This window comes from Limosilactobacillus antri DSM 16041 (assembly GCF_000160835.1).
Lineage (GTDB): Bacteria > Bacillota > Bacilli > Lactobacillales > Lactobacillaceae > Limosilactobacillus > Limosilactobacillus antri.
Genome location: NZ_GG700732.1, coordinates 474,657 through 491,612 on the forward strand (window position 1 = coordinate 474,657; position 16,956 = coordinate 491,612).

General features: G+C 53.5%; 19 protein-coding genes and 1 pseudogene. 5 read left to right on the plus strand and 15 right to left on the minus strand.

What is annotated here, in order from left to right:
• Positions 1-42: 42 nt before the first annotated feature.
• Positions 43-561, minus strand: a complete 519-nt coding sequence (locus tag HMPREF0494_RS02225; RefSeq protein WP_007123291.1) for a cell wall elongation regulator TseB-like domain-containing protein — start codon at positions 559-561, stop codon at positions 43-45.
• A 72-nt stretch (positions 562-633) separates the two neighbouring features.
• Positions 634-3,483 carry a helicase C-terminal domain-containing protein gene (locus HMPREF0494_RS02230; protein ID WP_040458670.1) on the minus strand — a complete coding sequence of 950 codons (2,850 nt, stop codon included), beginning with the start codon at positions 3,481-3,483 and terminating at the stop codon, positions 634-636.
• 180 nt (positions 3,484-3,663) lie between these two features.
• Between HMPREF0494_RS02230 and mvk the strand changes: the two genes are divergently transcribed.
• From mvk to fni, 4 genes are read left to right on the plus strand one after another with little or no spacing between them, the layout of a single operon-like run.
• On the plus strand, positions 3,664-4,614 hold the full coding sequence (gene mvk, locus HMPREF0494_RS02235) for a mevalonate kinase (protein ID WP_007123293.1): 951 nt from the start codon (positions 3,664-3,666) through the stop codon (positions 4,612-4,614).
• Entirely contained in the window at positions 4,614-5,585 is a 972-nt protein-coding gene (gene mvaD / locus HMPREF0494_RS02240; protein WP_007123294.1) for a diphosphomevalonate decarboxylase, read from the plus strand. The genes mvk and mvaD overlap by 1 nt, the downstream gene beginning before the upstream one ends.
• A gap of 26 nt (positions 5,586-5,611) precedes the next feature.
• Positions 5,612-6,724 (plus strand): phosphomevalonate kinase, encoded by a 1,113-nt coding sequence (locus HMPREF0494_RS02245; RefSeq protein ID WP_040458671.1) that lies wholly within the window; start codon positions 5,612-5,614, stop codon positions 6,722-6,724.
• A 40-nt stretch (positions 6,725-6,764) separates the two neighbouring features.
• Positions 6,765-7,808 (plus strand): type 2 isopentenyl-diphosphate Delta-isomerase, encoded by a 1,044-nt coding sequence (gene fni / locus HMPREF0494_RS02250; RefSeq protein WP_007123296.1) that lies wholly within the window; start codon positions 6,765-6,767, stop codon positions 7,806-7,808.
• Positions 7,809-8,033: 225 nt separating this feature from the next.
• Here the strand turns inward: fni and HMPREF0494_RS02255 are convergent, their stop codons facing one another.
• Positions 8,034-8,900, minus strand: a complete 867-nt coding sequence (locus HMPREF0494_RS02255) for an SPFH domain-containing protein (RefSeq protein ID WP_007123297.1) — start codon at positions 8,898-8,900, stop codon at positions 8,034-8,036.
• Positions 8,901-8,915: 15 nt separating this feature from the next.
• Positions 8,916-10,292, minus strand: a complete 1,377-nt coding sequence (locus tag HMPREF0494_RS02260; RefSeq protein ID WP_007123298.1) for an RsmB/NOP family class I SAM-dependent RNA methyltransferase — start codon at positions 10,290-10,292, stop codon at positions 8,916-8,918.
• A gap of 127 nt (positions 10,293-10,419) precedes the next feature.
• Between HMPREF0494_RS02260 and HMPREF0494_RS11205 the strand changes: the two are divergent.
• Positions 10,420-10,539 (plus strand): annotated as a pseudogene (locus tag HMPREF0494_RS11205) (HAD hydrolase family protein); the annotation flags it as partial.
• Here HMPREF0494_RS11205 and HMPREF0494_RS10740 read toward each other — a convergent pair.
• The 11 genes from HMPREF0494_RS10740 to HMPREF0494_RS02310 form a co-directional block, all read right to left on the minus strand.
• Positions 10,535-11,587 (minus strand): GH25 family lysozyme, encoded by a 1,053-nt coding sequence (locus HMPREF0494_RS10740; RefSeq protein WP_007123301.1) that lies wholly within the window; start codon positions 11,585-11,587, stop codon positions 10,535-10,537. The pseudogene HMPREF0494_RS11205 and the gene HMPREF0494_RS10740 sit on opposite strands and share 5 nt — an antisense overlap.
• Positions 11,580-11,972, minus strand: a complete 393-nt coding sequence (locus tag HMPREF0494_RS02270; RefSeq protein ID WP_007123302.1) for a phage holin, LLH family — start codon at positions 11,970-11,972, stop codon at positions 11,580-11,582. Before HMPREF0494_RS02270 ends, HMPREF0494_RS10740 begins: the two co-directional genes overlap by 8 nt.
• The gene (locus tag HMPREF0494_RS02275) at positions 11,953-12,282 is read right to left on the minus strand and encodes a coiled-coil domain-containing protein (protein ID WP_007123303.1); all 330 of its coding nucleotides are present in this window, start codon (positions 12,280-12,282) and stop codon (positions 11,953-11,955) included. The genes HMPREF0494_RS02270 and HMPREF0494_RS02275 overlap by 20 nt, the downstream gene beginning before the upstream one ends.
• A gap of 11 nt (positions 12,283-12,293) precedes the next feature.
• Positions 12,294-13,139, minus strand: coding sequence for a pyocin knob domain-containing protein (locus HMPREF0494_RS02280; protein ID WP_040458673.1), 846 nt, complete (start codon positions 13,137-13,139; stop codon positions 12,294-12,296).
• 106 nt (positions 13,140-13,245) lie between these two features.
• The gene (locus tag HMPREF0494_RS11210; RefSeq protein WP_007123305.1) at positions 13,246-13,377 is read right to left on the minus strand and encodes an XkdX family protein; all 132 of its coding nucleotides are present in this window, start codon (positions 13,375-13,377) and stop codon (positions 13,246-13,248) included.
• Between the two features lie 2 nt (positions 13,378-13,379).
• Positions 13,380-13,925 (minus strand): hypothetical protein, encoded by a 546-nt coding sequence (locus tag HMPREF0494_RS02285; RefSeq protein ID WP_007123306.1) that lies wholly within the window; start codon positions 13,923-13,925, stop codon positions 13,380-13,382.
• A 17-nt stretch (positions 13,926-13,942) separates the two neighbouring features.
• The gene (locus HMPREF0494_RS02290; protein WP_148466461.1) at positions 13,943-14,398 is read right to left on the minus strand and encodes a hypothetical protein; all 456 of its coding nucleotides are present in this window, start codon (positions 14,396-14,398) and stop codon (positions 13,943-13,945) included.
• 38 nt (positions 14,399-14,436) lie between these two features.
• Entirely contained in the window at positions 14,437-14,898 is a 462-nt protein-coding gene (locus HMPREF0494_RS02295; RefSeq protein WP_007123308.1) for a hypothetical protein, read from the minus strand.
• Between the two features lie 96 nt (positions 14,899-14,994).
• Positions 14,995-15,948 (minus strand): BppU family phage baseplate upper protein, encoded by a 954-nt coding sequence (locus HMPREF0494_RS02300; RefSeq protein WP_007123309.1) that lies wholly within the window; start codon positions 15,946-15,948, stop codon positions 14,995-14,997.
• A 12-nt stretch (positions 15,949-15,960) separates the two neighbouring features.
• On the minus strand, positions 15,961-16,386 hold the full coding sequence (locus tag HMPREF0494_RS02305) for a hypothetical protein (RefSeq protein ID WP_007123310.1): 426 nt from the start codon (positions 16,384-16,386) through the stop codon (positions 15,961-15,963).
• Positions 16,377-16,955, minus strand: coding sequence for a pyocin knob domain-containing protein (locus HMPREF0494_RS02310; RefSeq protein ID WP_148466460.1), 579 nt, complete (start codon positions 16,953-16,955; stop codon positions 16,377-16,379). Before HMPREF0494_RS02310 ends, HMPREF0494_RS02305 begins: the two co-directional genes overlap by 10 nt.
• Between the last annotated feature and the right edge of the window lies 1 nt (position 16,956).

Sequence of the window (16,956 nt, forward strand, 5' to 3'; positions counted from 1 at the left end):
GGTTGGGAGAAAATCGTGTTTTCCCCCAACCTCTTGACGACTTTATAAGTTATTAATCTCTTGAACATACTGGCCGGTCTTGAAGTTGATCAGGTCGTAGCACAGCCGGCCTTTACTATTCCGGTAGGTAACTTCCCAAACGGCCTTATTATTAAAGACGCCTGGTGCAACCTTGAGAATTGCACTGGGGTGCCGGCGCTGCCTGGTCATCGTCCGGACCTGCTGGGCAGATAGCCCGTCCGCCTGCTTGAGCACCCGGAGGTCTCCGCCCTTTTGCGGGACAATCACCAGGATGGCTTGACCCTGCCGGTTCTTCCCGGCAACCGTGTAGAAGGTATTCTCCCGGTTATAGATGTAAAACTTCTGTGGATCCTGAAGGTGACCATATTTTTTGGCCAGCTGGATGGCCTGCCGGCGAGCGGCCGCCCGTGGCTGATTGCTGACCGCGTACGTCACCCACCCCACCAGCAAGATCACCAGGATTGCCAGCAAAACGTTGCGGACTCGCTTGCGAAACGAACCGCGGCTCTGTGCTTGTTGAACTTCACGTCGACTTTGCATTCTTGCTATCCTTTCCTCGGCTTCTGATGTCAATCTTTTAGATTATACCAAAAAATTACTAACTGGCGTTAATTAATGGTGCTTTTTAATAAAATTATTAGCAGTCTGCACCAGCTGGGCGGTCGGCAACACGGTCAGGGGGTAGTCCCGCTCCAGGTTCTTCATCATCGTCTGCCCATAGCGGCGGGTCAGCAGGCGCGGGTCGAGGATTACCGCTACCCCGGTATCGTGTTCGCTGCGGATCAGCCGGCCAATCCCCTGCCGCAGGCGCATCGTCGCTTTCGGCAGCTCCGACTGGTAGAAGGGGTTCTTGCCCTGGCGCTTGAGCAGGCTGTTGTACGCCCGGTTCATAATCTCGTCGGGGGAATCAAAGGGCAGCCGGGTGATAATCAGGAGCTCCAAGGCCGTGTCCGGCAGGTCAACCCCTTCCCAGAAGCTGGCCGCCCCCAGCAGGAGTGCATTTTCACCGGTGGAAAACTGCTTAAGGATTTTTTCCCGGCTGCCGGTAATCCCCTGGGCCAGGATGTCCCGCTGGTTAAAGAGGTCCGTCTCCCGCAGCTGCGAGTAGACCTGGTCAACCATCAACAGCGAATTAAACAGGACCATCGTCTGACAATTGCTGTCCTTAGTCAGGTCGTAAATCGTCCGGGCCAGGTAGTGAACGTAGTCCGCGTTCTTCTGGTTGCCCGGCAGGGGGGCGTCCTTAGCAATCAGGACCTTGGAATGGTGCTGGTAGTCAAACGGCGAAGCAAAGCGTTTGGTCAGCGTGCCCCGCCGGTCCAAGTCCAACTGCTGGTACAGGTATTGCGACCGGCTCGAGCTAAAGAGGGTTGCGCCGACGAAGAGCGGTTGGGCAAAGTAGGGATAGACCTGTTCCGTCAAAAAGTGGTTAGCAGAGAGCAGGCCGCCCCGCAGGACCATCGTACTGTGCTCTGCCGACTGCCGAATCGTTAGCCAGAATGCCGCCTCGTCGCCCCGCTGGCGAAGGGTTTCGTTAAAGCTATTAAGCGTCGTATCGGCATCCACCAGCGTCGTCAGCTGGCTCTGAAACTGGCTCATCAGGTAGCGGTCACTGGGCAGCCACCGCCCCGCCTGCTGGCCAAAGATATGCCGGAGGGCGGAAAAATGCAGCTGCACGCTGCCCAGGGCCTGTTCCAGCTCCATCATCACCGGACCGCCGATGTCCAAGAGCTGCTCCAGCTGTTCGTTCTCCAGTGGCTGTTCAATTAGCTCATTTTCCGCGTTCGTGCTGGTTTGCTGCATAAACTGCCGGTAAAGCGCCTGCTGGAACTGGTTGACGGCCTCGCTCACGTGTTGCAGGTCCTCTCGGAGCAATTCGACGTTATAGCTCCCCAGGGGATGGTCGGCAAAGATATTGACCAGGTTGCGTTCGCTACCGTTATTAACCAGGCCGTCCAGAATGTGCACGGCGGCCCGGATCTGTTGGAAGTTAAACTGGCGCCGCGACTGACGAAGAATATTGCGGCTCAGGTGCTGGGCCTCGTCAACCACTAGGTATGGCCGCCGGGTGCCATCCCCCAGCAGCTCGGCATGGGCCACCAGGTAGGAGTGGTTGGTAATAATTACGTCTGCCTGGGCCAGGCGCTGGTCCCGCCGGACTAAAAAGTCATCCTTGTAGAACTCGCTCTTCGGGTTGAGCGTTCGGACCCCCCGGTGGCGAATTTCAGTAAAGTATGGTGAATGAGTGGCCGTTAGGTTGAGCTCATCGAGGTCGCCGGTCGTCGTCTGCAGGAGCCAGACGAGAATTTTAGCCTTAATCAGCTGCACCAGCTTGGAATCCTCAATCACGCTCAAGGAGTGAACGAACTTGGCAAGGTCAATATAGTGCTGGTTGCCCTTGACCACGACGCTGTTGACCGTAAACGGCAGCACCCGGTTGAGCTGGCGGACCGCCTGGCTGTCGACCTGTTCCTGGAGCAGGTTGGTGGCCGTGCTGACCACGATCCGCTTATCTGGAAAGGCAGCATAGGCCAACGGCAACAGGTAGCCGAGGGTCTTGCCGCTCCCAGTGCCGGCCTCGACAACCATGTTCTTCGGCTCGTCATGCGTGTAGTTATTATAGATACTATTCATCATCTTGGCCTGGACCGGCCGAAAATCGAGCTGGTCCTGGAAGAGCTTTTCCTTCGCCCGCCGGGTCGCCGGATAGCGAACCTTGGCCGTGGACTTTTCGACCGCTAGGGGCCGCTGCTTATGCAAAACCAGGCCGTGACTAACGAATAAGTCCTCACTGAGTGGCTGCGGATGGGTCCGACGCCGGTCAAGTTCCGCCGCCAAGACGTCGGCCGTCTGCTGGGGCAGGTCCAACTTCATCTGAACCAACTGGTCGAGGGTCACCGTCGGCAGGTCATGAACCCGCTTCAGCAGGTCAACCAGTAAGCCCGTGGTGGCCTCCGCGTCAGAAACCGCGCTGTGCGGGTGGTCATGTTCAATTTGCAGGCTGCTGGTCAGGTCGCGCAGGCGAAAACTCTTCGCCGTCGGCAACAGGATCTGGCTGAGCGTCACCGTATCAATGGCCTTAATCGATAGCGGCGGGTAGCCGGCCCGCTCCAGCTCCGCGTTTAAAAACGGGAAGTCAAAGTTGACGTTGTGGGCCACGAAGATTGTCCCCGTCAGCAAGCTATAGATTGTTCCTGCGACATCCTCAAAGAGCGGGGCCTTACGCACATCCCGCTCCTGGATCCCGGTCAGCTGCACGACCGCGCGGGGGATCCTTTCCCGCGGGTTGATTTTGGTTTCAAAGCGGTTGATCACCTGGCCGTCCTGAACCAGGACACAGCCGACCTGAATGATGCGGTCACCATGGTTTACACTGGTACCGGTCGTTTCCAGGTCGACCACTGAATAGATTGGCGCGGTTCGATCACGCTTTGGTGACCGCCGCTTAGTTTTCTTTTGCAAAATATCACCGGATTTCTCCTATTTTATTACAATAATATGATACACCATTCTTCCCCAGCCGCGGGTGATTATGTCGGTGAATTCTTTAGATTTAGTTACGAGTAGGTTCTCCCCCTTTTCCATTAGACTATTTTAAGTTATGATGGAAAATGGAATTTTTATCTGAGAAAGTAGGTTACGATGGTGAAACAACAGGGGATTGGAACGAGCCATGCCAAAATTATTTTGATGGGAGAACACAGTGTCGTGTACGGTCAGCCCGCGATTGCGCTCCCGCTTCCCAGCGTTAAGCTAACGGCGACCATCGAGCAACGGCAAACGCATGAGCAGCTCATTGCCAGCCGCTATTACAACGGGCCGCTCAGCCAGCTACCGGCGGCGATGCGCGGCATTCAAAAACTGATTGAGGCGCTCTGCCAGCGCTTTGCCGGTGAACAGGACGGCTGGCGGCTGACCATTGCCAGCGAGCTGCCCGCAGAACGGGGAATGGGGTCATCTGCCGCAACCGCAATCGCGATTGTGCGCGCTTTTTTTGATTATTACGAAAAGTCCCTGGATCGCCCAACGCTGCTCAAACTCGCCGACATTGAAGAAGAGGTCACCCACCGGAGCCCCTCCGGCCTAGACGCGGCGACCAGTTCATCTGCTCAGCCGTTGTACTACGTTAAGGGCCAGGCCGGCCAAGCACTGGAAATGAACCTGACGGCTACAATGGTCATTGCCGATACGGGAGTCAAGGGCGCCACTAAAGAGGCCATCACGGATGTCCAGGCACTCATTCAATCAGACCCGGCAACTGCCAACCGGCATATCGAACACCTGGGGTCGCTGGTCAGGGATGTCCGCGGCTTTTTGCAAAACAATGAAGTCGGCAAGCTGGGGGTGGCACTAGATGCGGCTCAGGACGACCTGGCAGCCCTCGGGGTCAGCAACGACCAGCTCGACCACTTGATTGCCGTCGCCCGGGCTAATGGTGCCCGGGGGGCCAAGCTAACCGGAGGCGGCCGTGGTGGCTGTATGTTTGCCATCATGGAAACCGCCCTCGGGGCCCGGCGCCTCGCCAGTATTCTCAAGGAACATGGTGCCGCCCAGACCTGGATTCAACCGCTGGATCAAGGAGGAACAATCTAATGGCGACTGCAAAAGCCCACACCAACATCGCCTTAGTCAAGTACTGGGGCAAAAAAGACCAGGAACTGATAATTCCGCAGACGGATAGTCTGTCCCTGACCCTCGATGAATTTTACACCACCACCACGGTTGATTTTGACCAGGAACTGGCCAGCGACCAGGTAATGATTAACGGCCAGCAACTTGGCGGCCCCGCCGCACGCAAGGTTACCCGCCTGCTGGACATCGTTCGGCAACGCAGCGACCTCACCGCCCGGGCCCGGGTTGATTCACACAACCACGTGCCGACCGCAGCCGGGCTCGCCTCCTCCGCTTCCGCCTTTGCGGCCCTGGCCGGTGCCGCCAGTCAGGCCGCCGGCTTGCAGCTAGACCGCCGCGGCCTCTCCCGACTGGCCCGGCGTGGGTCCGGGTCGGCAACGCGGTCAGTTTACGGCGGCTTGGTCGAATGGCAAGCCGGTAACGACGACCAAACCTCCTACGCGGTCCCGATTATGGAAGAAGTTGACTTTGGGATTGAGATGATTGCGATCCTGATTGACACCCGTCAGAAGAAGATTTCCAGCCGCTTCGGGATGCAGCAGAGCGTCGCGACATCCCCCTATTACCGGCTTTGGCCAGAAGTGGTCGCCCACGACATGGTGGCGGTCAAAAAAGCGATTGCTGCTCGGGACGTTGACCAAATCGGGGCGATCGCCGAAGAAAACGCCCTGCGAATGCACGCCCTGACGCTCTCGGCCGCCCCGGGCTTCACCTACTTTGACAGTGATACCCTCAAGGCGATGGCCATCGTCCGGGAACTCCGGGCTAACGGTATTAATTGCTACTTCACGATGGATGCCGGGCCCAACGTCAAGGTAATTTACGACCGGGTCAACCGGGAGGCAGTCTACTCATCACTGGCGGACCAGCTTGGTGCCGACCGGCTGGTGGTTGCCAAACCGGGACCGGGAATTAAGATTTGGAATGATTAATTTGGATGAGAAGGGAAATTAGACAATTGATTACTGAAAAAGCACCAGGAAAACTATACATCGCTGGCGAATATGCCGTGGTCGAAAATGGCTACCCCGCGGTTTTGGTCGCCCTTGACCAGTTTGTCACCTGCACGATTAAGGAATCGGCGCGGGAGATGGGACAGATTTTCAGCCAGCAATACCACAACAACCAGCTGCTATGGCGGCGGATGGGTGACCAGATGGTCGTGGATAAACGGGACAACCCCTTTTCCTACATTCTCTCGGCCATTAAGGTCACCGAAGAATACGCCCGGCAATTTGAGCGGGAACTCCGGATTTACGACTTACAGATCGATAGCCAGCTCGATAGCCAGAACGGCCGCAAGTACGGCCTGGGTTCCTCCGCGGCAGTCACGGTGGCAACCGTCAAGGCCCTCTGCCGTTTTTACAACCTGCCGGTCAGCAAGGATGAAATCTTCAAACTGGCGGCAATCGCCCACTTTGAAGTCCAGGGCAACGGTTCGCTTGGCGACGTGGCCGCATCGGTCTACGGGGGCTGGATCTCCTACCACTCCTTTGACCGACAGTGGCTTGCCCAGCAACGGCAATACCTAGACATCAAGTCGCTGGTTGACCTCCCCTGGCCGGACCTCCAGATCGAGTCCCTGCACGCCCCTAAAAATCTCCAGCTGCTGATTGGCTGGACTGGCAAGCCGGCTTCAACCTCCCAGCTGGTGGACAAGATTTCCCTCTTTAAAGCCCGGCAGCAGGATGATTATCACCGCTTCCTTGAGGAAAGTAAGGCCTGTATTCAGCGGATGGTGGAGGGCTTCCACCAGCAGGACCTCGAACGTATCAAGCAGGAAATTCGGTATAACCGGGATCTGCTCAAGCAACTCGGGACGAACTCCGGCGTCGACATTGAAACGCCGGTCCTAAACCGCCTGTGCCAGATTGCAGAACAGTTTGGCGGCGCTGCGAAGACCTCGGGCGCTGGCGGCGGGGATTGCGGAATTGTCGCCATCGACCAGAACGCCGACTTTAACGCCGTCTTGAAATCCTGGGCTAAAAACCGGATTGAGCAGCTGCCGCTCAACGTTCACTTTATCGCGGACATTAAACACCGGGTCCAGCAGCACCTGCCATTGCATTAACCCGCTCTGGCCCCGCCCATTACCATTAAGGAGTAGCTTTATGGAATCGCGTCAAGCACAACGCAAAAACGAACACCTTTCCCTCGCCCGAAAGTATTATGACCAGGCCCATGCCAGCCATCCATTTGACCAGGTTCGGCTGGTCCACACGGCCCTGCCGGAAATGGCGGTCACGGACGTTGACCTCAAGGTCCCACTAGCCGGACAACTCCAACTCAGCGCCCCCTTTTATCTTGAGGCGATGACCGGCGGCAGTCAGACGGCACTAACCATCAACCGGCAGCTCGCTCGGCTGGCCGCTAAGCACCGGCTGGCAATGGCCACCGGCTCAGTTAGCATCGCCCTAAAGGACCCCACAGCCCGGGCGTCGTTTACGGTGATCCGGGAAGAAAATCCGGACGGGATCGTCATTGCCAACCTGAGCAGCGGTGCCAGTCTAGCAGACGCGCGAGCAGCAGTTGAGCTGTTAGACGCCGACGCGTTGGAGCTCCACCTAAACGCCGCGCAAGAACTGGTAATGCCGGAGGGCGACCGCCGCTTCTTCTGGCTGGACAATCTCCGCGAGCTGGCGGCCGCCCTCACCGTGCCAGTAATTGTCAAAGAGGTCGGCTTCGGTATGAACAAGACCGATGTCGCTAAGCTGGCGCAGGCCGGGGTTCAAGCAATTAACGTCAGCGGGCGCGGCGGAACCAACTTCGCGCTGATTGAAAACCGGCGCAACCACGGGGAAGACTTTAGCTCCCTCGCACAGTGGGGACAGACAACCCCAGAAGCACTCTTGGAAGCCCGGGCGGCCAAAACTGGGCGGCCGATCATTGCTTCCGGGGGGATTAGCTCACCCTTAGACGTTATCAAGGCCGGGGCACTGGGGGCAAGCTCCTGCGGGGTCGCGGGCTACTTCCTGAACATCCTGCAAACGGCCGGACCAAAAGCGCTGGACCAGGAAATTGCAAACTGGCTGGCTGTCCTTCCGCGTCTGCTTGCCCTGCAAGGGGTCAGCCGCTTTGCCGACCTGCCGGTAATGGCTGCCCCAGTCTTCGCACCAGAACTGTATAGCTATGCCCAGCAGCGCCACCTGCTATAAGATACTAACTTAAAAAGGGCCTGTGACAAAACTATGTTTTGCCGCAGGCCCTCGTTTTAGTTCCGAATATTTTAAAGATATCGCGTGACCCAACCCAGGAACTTAGAGTCTAGCTACGGACAATCACCGGCCCGTGCCGTGCCAATGATCGTCCTAGGCTAGCCTTACAGTCCCTAACCGTGGGTTGTGTCACAGCTCCTTTCTGCATCCATCATTTCTTAATCATTAATTACTCGTCCCGGTATTAATCACCGGCTGGGTCCCCCGCTCACTGACAATCGCCACCATAATGTTATTGATAATCTGGAGACGCTGGGCATCGGTCAGGTCAAGGCTGGTTTCGCGGGCCAGACGGTCAATCGCATCCTCAGTAATTGAAACCGCCCCTTCGACGATAATTTTACGGGCGGAGAGGATGGCGGCTGACTGCTGTTTTTGCAGCATTGCACTGGCAATCTCGGTCGCGTAGGCTAGGTGGGTCAGCCGGGTCTCAATAATTTCGACCCCGGCGACGTTGAGCCGTTCCTGAAGTTCGGCCGTCAACCGGTCCGAAACCTCGGTCGGGTTGCTCCGCAGGGTCAGGGCATCCTCATCTTCAAAGGTATCATAAGGGTACTCGCTCGCCACGTGGCGGACTGCCGATTCACTTTGGATTTGGACAAACTGCTCATAGTCGTCGACAGCAAAGAGCGCCTTGGCGGTATCGACTACCCGGTAAACGATTACCGCCGCAATTTCTACCGGGTTCCCCTGGGAGTCATTGACCTTGAGGATTTGACTATTGAAGTTGCCAACCCGCAACGATACCCGCTCCTTGTCGGTAAAGGGAACCGTCAGGAAAAGGCCGGCATCCCGAATCGTCCCGATGTAATTCCCAAAGAAAGTCAGGACCTTCGCCTCGTTTGGCTGAATGATTGTCAGGGAAGTCGCGGCCACTGCCACTAGGACCAGCAGGATGGCACCCGCGACCGTCAATCCCAGCTGACTGGCGGTTAGTCCCCGGTAAACGAGCCAGGCCGCAATCACCGCAACCACGATGGTCAGGAAGAAGGCTAAGTAGCCATTAATATGAAACGCATTCTTTTCTTTCATTAGTAGACGTCCTTTCTAAAAACGCAAGCCCTTAGGATAAAAGTTTTTCACCGTCCCGTTGACCAGCTTGCCAAATCCAACCGCAAAGTCCTGACACACTAACAGGTACCAGCCGTTGGGGAGGTCAGTCGGTCCGGGCAGAACATCGCCGTGAACGTAGGAGCGCCATTGTTCACGGCTTAGTTCAATCCGGCGCTCAGTGTCTGCCGGCCGCATTGTCAGGGCTAAGGCCAGGGCCGGCTCAAAACGCCGCTTCTTAAAGGTCCCAAGGTGGAGCCCCGGTCGCAACGCGGTTAACCCTCCTACCGATGAAAGGCCCGCCGGCAGGTCATAAAGCTGGTCGCCGTAAGTCAACAGCTGGCAAGGCTGGTAGGCGGGCATGAACCACTGGCAAAAATCAGCAAAGAGCTGCCGCTCCTCCTTCGTCAAACCGTTCTGCCGGTCGCCCTTGCGATGCCGCTTGTTCTTCTTTATGCGGTGGTCAGCGGCGCGCACCGGAGCCGTGGCAGCCAGCTGGAACTTGGCAATGAAGTGTCCCTCCCCCGCAATGTGGTGGGGGAAGAGGCGGACAGCGTTGGCAAGGGCGGGATTGCCGTCGGCCCACTCTGGCCGGCCATCATCCATTCCCGGGTACTTTTTAATTGGAACCATTGTCAATCCCGGGTAGGTCGCCAGTAACCAGGCCGCGGTTTGTTCATCCTCCTCCGGCGCAAAGGTGCAGGTCGAATAGACCAGGGTCCCCCCGGGTTTAAGCATTTTCAGTGCCGAGGCCAGAATTTTGCGCTGGCGGTTGGCACACTCAGCCGGGTAATCCGGCGTCCAATACTCCATCCCGGCCGGCTCCTTGCGAAACATCCCCTCACCGGAACAGGGCGCATCCACCAGAATCCGGTCAAAGAATTGGGGAAACTGCCGTTCCAGTTCGGCTGGACTTTCATTGGTAACCACTGTATTGGCGGTTCCCCACCGTTCCAAATTTTCCGCGAGGACCAGGGCCCGCTTGCGGAAAATCTCGTTGGCAATCAGCAAGCCCTGGCCACCCATCTTGGCAAGCAGGTGGGTAGTCTTGCCTCCCGGCGCCGCGCAGAGGTCTAAGACCCGTTCCCCTGGCTGCGGAGCGACGACCTCACCAACATACATAGCGGAAGGCTCCTGGCTATAAATCGCCCCGGAAACGTGGTCGAGGGACTTGCCATCCACCGGTCCCCGGTAGCCGGTCGGCACGTACTCGACCCGCCCCGTGGCGGTGGCGATAGTCGCGGTTGGCTCAGCTTTGGCGGGGTTGACCCGGAAGCCCCCGGTTGCCGGCTGGTCAAAGGCTGCCAAAAAGGCCGGAGCTTCATCACCGAGCAGGCGACGATATTTACTAATAAACGCATCTGGTAGTTTCATCAATTATCCCTCATTTCTCTTCCCCACTATTATACAGTAATTTCCGACCGCCACGAAATTGTTCACATTTACTGCCGATTCCCGTATAATTACTTGATAAGCATTTTTTGACAAAGGAGTGACGAACGTGGATCAGCACTTAATCGCCCTCGATCTCGACGGCACCACGTTAAATAACCAGTCCGCCCTCACCCAAGAAACTATTCGGACCCTCCGGACCCTGGCTGATGAGGGCCATATCGTCAGTACCAACCAGCTACATTGAGTTTTTTGCCAAAGGATACGCTCATGCTATCCAGGTAGGCGGCTGATTGGGTCATGTCCGCCAGGCTCACGTAGTCAGTGGCATTGCCATTGCCTGCCGGGTCGTCCGTGTAGCGGAAGTAGACCCGTAGTTTCTTACCAGCCATTGCCGCTGTGTAGTCAAACTTGGCCGCAAAGCCAGACTGACCAGCCCCCGGAATGTCTGGGAACGCCTTAGCCACGTCTGGACGTGGTGACAGTGCCACGCTCTGCCGGGCAAACTCATGCCCCTGGTCATCAGTAAGGATAATGTAGTGGTTGCCCTTACCATTTGCCTTATCACTGGCAAACCAGCCGCCAACGACCAGCTTGCCCTCTTCAAAGTGGCAGTCATCCAAGTGGCCGCCACTGGTTACTTTTTCAGTCGTAGTAAACACCCCCGTTAAATCTACTGAACCGTCAACACCCCAGCCACGCCAGTTATCGGTATACTGCCAACCATCGATGTAGGCTGAAATGCTTGGGAAGCTGCCATAATCTGGTGCGTAAGCCGGGCCCAAGCGTGGGTAAGCGGCCACCCAGAACTTCGCACCCGTGGCCTGCCGAATTGCTTCGTAGTCCCACAGGCTCGCCATACCAGAGTACGAGTAAAAGGCTGGCACGAAGCCGTTGGCCTTGATTGTCTTACAGAATGCAATGCACGCCTGCGTATTGTAGGCCCGGATCCCGGCCCGCTCTTCGTAGTCCAGGACGATAATGGACCCATGCGGCAGGCCCATGCTATTGGCCGTTGCAATAGCGTAGTTTGCTTCGTTGACTGCCTGGTAGGAGTTGCCAACAAACTTTGCGAAGTGGTAGGCCGCTACCTTCATGCCAGCCAGCTTGGCTGCCGTTACCTGGTTCCAACCATAAGGATTACGATACCAAGTTCCCTCGGTAATCTTGACGATGGCCCCTGCTACGCCTAGCTGCTTGGCCTGGTCCCAAAAGGCCCGGTTCTGCGCATTAGGATTCCAGCCTGATACATCTAAGAATTCTAATCTGTTAGCCATTGTGGACCACCACACCCGTCTGTGGTTGAGCGGCCGGGTCAACGGTAGGCGTCAGATCACTCTTTTCGTAGGCCGCCTGAACCGCGTGTTCAATGGTTTGCCGCTGAACGTCGAAGCCCTTGTCGGCCAGAGTAGTGCCAACCATGCGGGTGGCCGCGTTAAACTTATCGTGGCCCGTGATGGCCGTGTTGCTTACCAGCGAGTTGACGGCATTATCGGCCAGGGAGTTGACCAGGCCCAGCAGTTCCTTTTCCTGCACAGTCTTGGCGTGCTTTTGCTTCTCTACCATGACAGGCTTGAGGTACTTCCAGGCAAAGACTGCAAGGGTGACCAAGGCCCCTGACTGTACCAACCAGTTTCCAATATCAGTGATAATCTTCATCATGCTTGCTTCCTCCAATTCTAGCCTTCAATTCGGCCATCTGAACGTGAACTTTATCAATTTCTTCTTCGAGCTTTCCGACTCGTTTATCAATACCTTCAATATCCTTATTAACCTGCCGGAGTAATTGCGACAACCCGCTGACATTGATTTTAAAGTCGGTGAGCTTAGTATTAAGGTCTTCCAAGTCTTTCCGACTAGACTCATGAGCAGTCTTTGAAACACTGCTCTTAAAATAGTTGGCAACAACCATAACAAGCGTGATCAAAGAAACAACTTCTCCCCAGCCTAGTCCCCAGAATCCATGCGGCATTCAATCTCACCTCAATTCCACTGCGTAGTCCAACGCCACGGATTCCATTCACCTTTAAACATGGTCCGCATATATTGCTCCCCGCGGCGTAGGTCATAGTACAACTGGACACAACTATCGCTGAGGCCAACGACCTTCAAGACAAATTGACCTGTGCTAGGGGCGTTGGCAATCGTCATGGCATTGCCCGTGTAGTAACCACTAGTTTGTACCTGATTTAGGTCCTTGCTATCCAACAGCTCGGTCTTAATTGCACCAACTGGAATTTTAAACTCCAGAATAGCGGCAGTATTTGAGCCGACATTAGTAACCGATGGTGCTTCATTAGCAGCGACCTGTTTGGTATCCCCAATCGTGATAGTCGCATCCACACCGTTCCGCGCAGGTTCAGGTTTCATCCCCTGGATTTTCTCCTGGGCCTCCGCCACGAACTTATCGAACTGGACTTGTAGAGCATCCATAAGGCCATCCTGCATCTGCTTCATGGTGATGGTCGTAACTTTTTCGCTCATGTTACCCAACGCATTCTCGTTGATGGTAAACGGCAACCAACCATCGTCAGGAAAAATGTCAGTGTCCCCCGTCTGTTTGTCCATGTGCCAAAGCTCTAGCTCGTAATTGCCAATCGGCAAATTCGCTAAATCTTTGGAACTCAGGGCGACATCGGATCCAGATACAGTGGCTTTAGCCGTCTGGACAAAGGCTTTGTCAGTTTTGATTTGGAAGTAACAAGGATCATCACTTGGAAATTCCTGTGGCTCACCATTAATTGTTGCTGTGTAGTGCAGGAGCGTGTTGGTATCGTCAATTTTGAATTGGTGAGTATCACCCTGTGGCACTAAGTCCATTTTCTTCAAGCTCAATCACTCTCCTTTCTAAAAGCCGCCCATAAAAAAGCCCCGCTCGTCTGAGTGAGGCTTTCTTATGTATTGTGCATTTCTTTGGCGACATAATTTTATGTGACTAAGCAGCTACTGGGTTAAGGATCTTCTGTTCGTCTGCCGCCGACAGCATAGCTACTTCAACAAATAGGTCCAAATTCTCCTTGGTAAAGAGCCCCATCTTGTAGTAGGTGTTGTAGTAATCAAATCCCATCTTTATCCCTCCTGTGTACTGGGTGCTTCGGCCTTCATCTGCTTCTTCAACGCTGCAATGTCCAGTGTCAACTGCGCATTCAGCTTAGCCTGTTGAACTTGCTCCTGCTTCATTTGAGCAATTTGTACACTCATCTCGGCATTAGCCTTCTGTTGAGCAGTCGGCTTCACTTCTACCTTGGGCTGTTGAGCATTCCATTCGGCTTCAGTAATCCCGGATTCCCAGGCAGTCCCGTTAAACTGTGGCTCATATAGCCCATCTTTGGGAACCACCGTGGTTTGTCCGGCTTTGAGCGTAGTTCCCGCAGGTACGGAGAACATATCACTCAGTGAGTTATTGTTATTGACGTCGTAGCAATAGACAGTTACTGTTGACGTTACCCAAGCTCCTGTTTCGGCGTTCCAAAAGTTATCTTGCCCTTTTTGAGGCTCATCGAGTGTTTCATTAGGCTGAAGCTGATAATCTCCTTCGACTAGCCGTTGTCCGATATACTTATGGCTTGGAGTTTGAGTATCAAAGACGTAGACCGTCTTGTACTTTTCCATCATTAGTTAATCCCTCCTTGTTAATACATAAGGCTAAAGCCAATCCAACCATTTAAATAAGGGCCACCATCATACTTTCCGCCAACTTTTAAAGTAGTTGTTTGAGTCGAATTATCCGAATAGGCAAGTGTGACCGATACATAGCCGCTCGCCATGTCATTATTTGCAATCCGAGCGACAGCTTGAATTGCACATGCAGATTGAGGAACATCAGAAAGTCTACAAAAATCTGTCCATCGACCGTCGTATTGCGTTTTGGTAACTTCACCAACAACATGAGTTAGGTAAATGTTACCGACCTTGTCCCTCAAGAAACGCACACTAATACCATTCCCAGCACGTCCAAACCCATTGAGAAGAACTGCATTCGCTGCTTGCCATTCGGTCCATGATAGGGTCCGATTGTCTAAATTGGTTAGATCATTATTTAGTGTCTTTAACCAGCCTTGGCCTGGTTCAACCTGTTTGGTATCCATTTGCATTATCCTTTCCAGGACACTAGACTGGCTTATTGCTATTGAGCAAACCACACAATCGACATAGCCACCTCAATATTGTGCTGCTTGTTAGCCTGTGGATGTACGCCACCGTCATTTGGGACAAAGTGGCACCATACGCCAGTTCCGCCTGAGTTGCCAACGCCTAATTCCAAATATCCACCAGCACTTCCATCATAAGTAACACTAGCAGTATTTGGAAATGGGTTGCCGATAACCTTACCTGCTGCTGGCGTCTTAAAAAGCCAGCCCGCTTCGTTCGGCGATACTAACTTCTGCAATACACCTGAGAAATGGTAGAGTTTAGTTCCATCCAGTAAGGTGTAGCTATCCAAACCCTTATTCCCATCCTTAGCCTGCCAACCGTTCATTAGCACAATGTCACTTGTAGCCGTTCGCTCAACTGCTAATTGCTTAAAATTATTCTCGATAATTTTTGCCCAGTCTCGTTGTCCTTCAATTGTTGTATTCAGATTCATTAGTTGACACCGCCCTTCTTAGGCCGTGCCAGTCGGGTAGTAGCTAGGTTGCTACCCCCCCCATTTTTTGTAAGTGAGTATACATAAAATTACCTCCTAAAATTGTGCTACTGCGTGCCACTTCGACCAGGTCGTGTCACCAGTCGACTTCCGTTCCAGCTTGTATACATAGTCGTTCTTGGCTTGAACGGTTGCTTCCTGGGACACGATGTTATTTAACACAGTAGTCTGGACCATCGCCACTTGTTCACAGTCAGTGGCGTCTACCGTCTTGCCCGGAACAATATCCAAGTCACCCAGGTAAGCATACCCGTAGTGAATCCGGTAGAATCCTTTCTCAATATACATTGCCGGTGTTGGTAGACCGCCAATGTTGTTTTCAATTAGTGTGATCCCGAGATCTTCAACCGTGGCGAGCTGCTTCTCCTTAATCATGTCGTTAAGCGAGTTATCCAATGCCTTCACAGTTTGCATCTTTGCTAAAAGATCTGGAAAATCATTCAACAAGCTATTGGCAGTATTACTGATCTGCTTTTTAGCATCAGCTGCAAACTGTTGAACATCATCTAGGGCTGATTGCATCCCCGAATGGTACGCCTGTTTGGCAATTGCCATCGTTGGATTACCATTGAGGACCTTTAACTTCACATTCAGCGTTGATACGATTGAAGTTGTTTTAGCTGGGTCCACTCCAGCCTCCAATTCCGATTGTGGAATGTCGACCACACGGAAGAATGCCCAGTCCCATTCACCAGAGGCTTCAAAGGTCTCCGCCGGAAAATAAAATGTAAACCGGCCTTTGCTCCAATCATCACCGTGCCGGTTTACATCATTCTTACCGTAAACGGTGAATTCAGTGCCATTGAAATCTTTCCCTTGGAAGATCACACTCTTACCGGTTAGGTCATAAGCTCGCCCTGCTGCTATAATCGCCATGGGCAAGAAGCTATCACTATCGCCGACCCGGCCTTGAAAATAAGGCGTTAAATCGACAATAGTTTTGGTATCACGAAGCAAGTCCAAAACTACCCGCGTATTAGGTGCTGCCATTTTCTCCCTCCTTTACCGATTAATTTCTGCATAGTTTTCAAGCTCATCTAGGAGCTTATTTGCTGTATCATAATTTGACTGCAAGTTATCAAAGTAGGCGGAGCTAACCTTTAAGGTATGCGGTATCCACCAGTTAATAATCTGCGAAGTATCATGATAGTCATCTTCGTTAACAAATCCGCTTGCATTATAAAAAAGGACTAGCTGATTCAGGACATTCAGTAGCTCTTTAGTTACCCGAATGGCCCATGAATAGTAGTCCCGATTATACAAGTAAACATTGGGATTATTTTTATCAACTGGTGGGCACCGCTCAATACTTAGTTCGGGAATGGTTAGTTCATCGTCTAAGTTAATGTCCTTCTCCAGCTGATACATTTTCTTAATTCGGTTGTAGATTTGCTGGGTATGACTGGTAATAAATTCAACTAATTCCATAACGTGATCCACCGCCAATCACTCCAGTTTTCGCCAGACTTAGCCCGGATATACAGTTCAACGTTGACCGGATCAAACCATAGTTGGGTGACCGTATCACCCGCACTGTTAGCAAGGACCAGCATGAAGGACTTGGTGACATCCGACCGCGGCAAGTTCTTCTGCACACCGTCAAGAGCGTAAATGTTCTTACTGGTAACGGCATCCGCATCTGGGTACGACGCAACGCTCAGGTCAGTCACTAGGCCATTAAGCTGACCCGGCGCCCCCTGAATTCCCTGTGCTCCACGTAATGAAGCCAGCCATTGAAGAACTGTACCATTGAAGCCTTGATATTCAACAGCCAAATCGTAGGCACTTTTACCATTCTTCCCGGGATCCCCGGGACGTCCTTTCATTAGTGCCATAAAATATTTGGTGTTATCTAAATCATGCCGCCTATTATCAATCAGCACTAAATAGGCGTGATTGCCATTAGTGACTACGTCCATCTTCTTATACCAGGTTTCCGGATCATACTCGCCCCGGAACCGTAATTTCTGCAATTCTGCTGTTTCGATTGCTATCACC

Bases quoted from the DNA above. Each gene is read 5' to 3' on its own strand.
- HMPREF0494_RS02270 (WP_007123302.1), bottom strand. From the start codon at position 11,972: ATGATGAAGATTATCACTGATATTGGAAACTGGTTGGTACAGTCAGGG.
- HMPREF0494_RS02300 (WP_007123309.1), bottom strand. From the start codon at position 15,948: ATGGCAGCACCTAATACGCGGGTAGTTTTGGACTTGCTTCGTGATACC.
- HMPREF0494_RS10740 (WP_007123301.1), bottom strand. From the start codon at position 11,587: ATGGCTAACAGATTAGAATTCTTAGATGTATCAGGCTGGAATCCTAAT.
- HMPREF0494_RS02260 (WP_007123298.1), bottom strand. From the start codon at position 10,292: ATGAAACTACCAGATGCGTTTATTAGTAAATATCGTCGCCTGCTCGGT.
- HMPREF0494_RS02225 (WP_007123291.1), bottom strand. From the start codon at position 561: ATGCAAAGTCGACGTGAAGTTCAACAAGCACAGAGCCGCGGTTCGTTT.
- mvaD (WP_007123294.1), top strand. From the start codon at position 4,614: ATGGCGACTGCAAAAGCCCACACCAACATCGCCTTAGTCAAGTACTGG.
- HMPREF0494_RS02255 (WP_007123297.1), bottom strand. From the start codon at position 8,900: ATGAAAGAAAAGAATGCGTTTCATATTAATGGCTACTTAGCCTTCTTC.
- HMPREF0494_RS02295 (WP_007123308.1), bottom strand. From the start codon at position 14,898: ATGAATCTGAATACAACAATTGAAGGACAACGAGACTGGGCAAAAATT.
- fni (WP_007123296.1), top strand. From the start codon at position 6,765: ATGGAATCGCGTCAAGCACAACGCAAAAACGAACACCTTTCCCTCGCC.
- HMPREF0494_RS11210 (WP_007123305.1), bottom strand. From the start codon at position 13,377: ATGGGATTTGATTACTACAACACCTACTACAAGATGGGGCTCTTTACC.
- HMPREF0494_RS02290 (WP_148466461.1), bottom strand. From the start codon at position 14,398: ATGGATACCAAACAGGTTGAACCAGGCCAAGGCTGGTTAAAGACACTA.
- HMPREF0494_RS02285 (WP_007123306.1), bottom strand. From the start codon at position 13,925: ATGATGGAAAAGTACAAGACGGTCTACGTCTTTGATACTCAAACTCCA.
- HMPREF0494_RS02275 (WP_007123303.1), bottom strand. From the start codon at position 12,282: ATGCCGCATGGATTCTGGGGACTAGGCTGGGGAGAAGTTGTTTCTTTG.
- HMPREF0494_RS02305 (WP_007123310.1), bottom strand. From the start codon at position 16,386: ATGGAATTAGTTGAATTTATTACCAGTCATACCCAGCAAATCTACAAC.
- mvk (WP_007123293.1), top strand. From the start codon at position 3,664: ATGGTGAAACAACAGGGGATTGGAACGAGCCATGCCAAAATTATTTTG.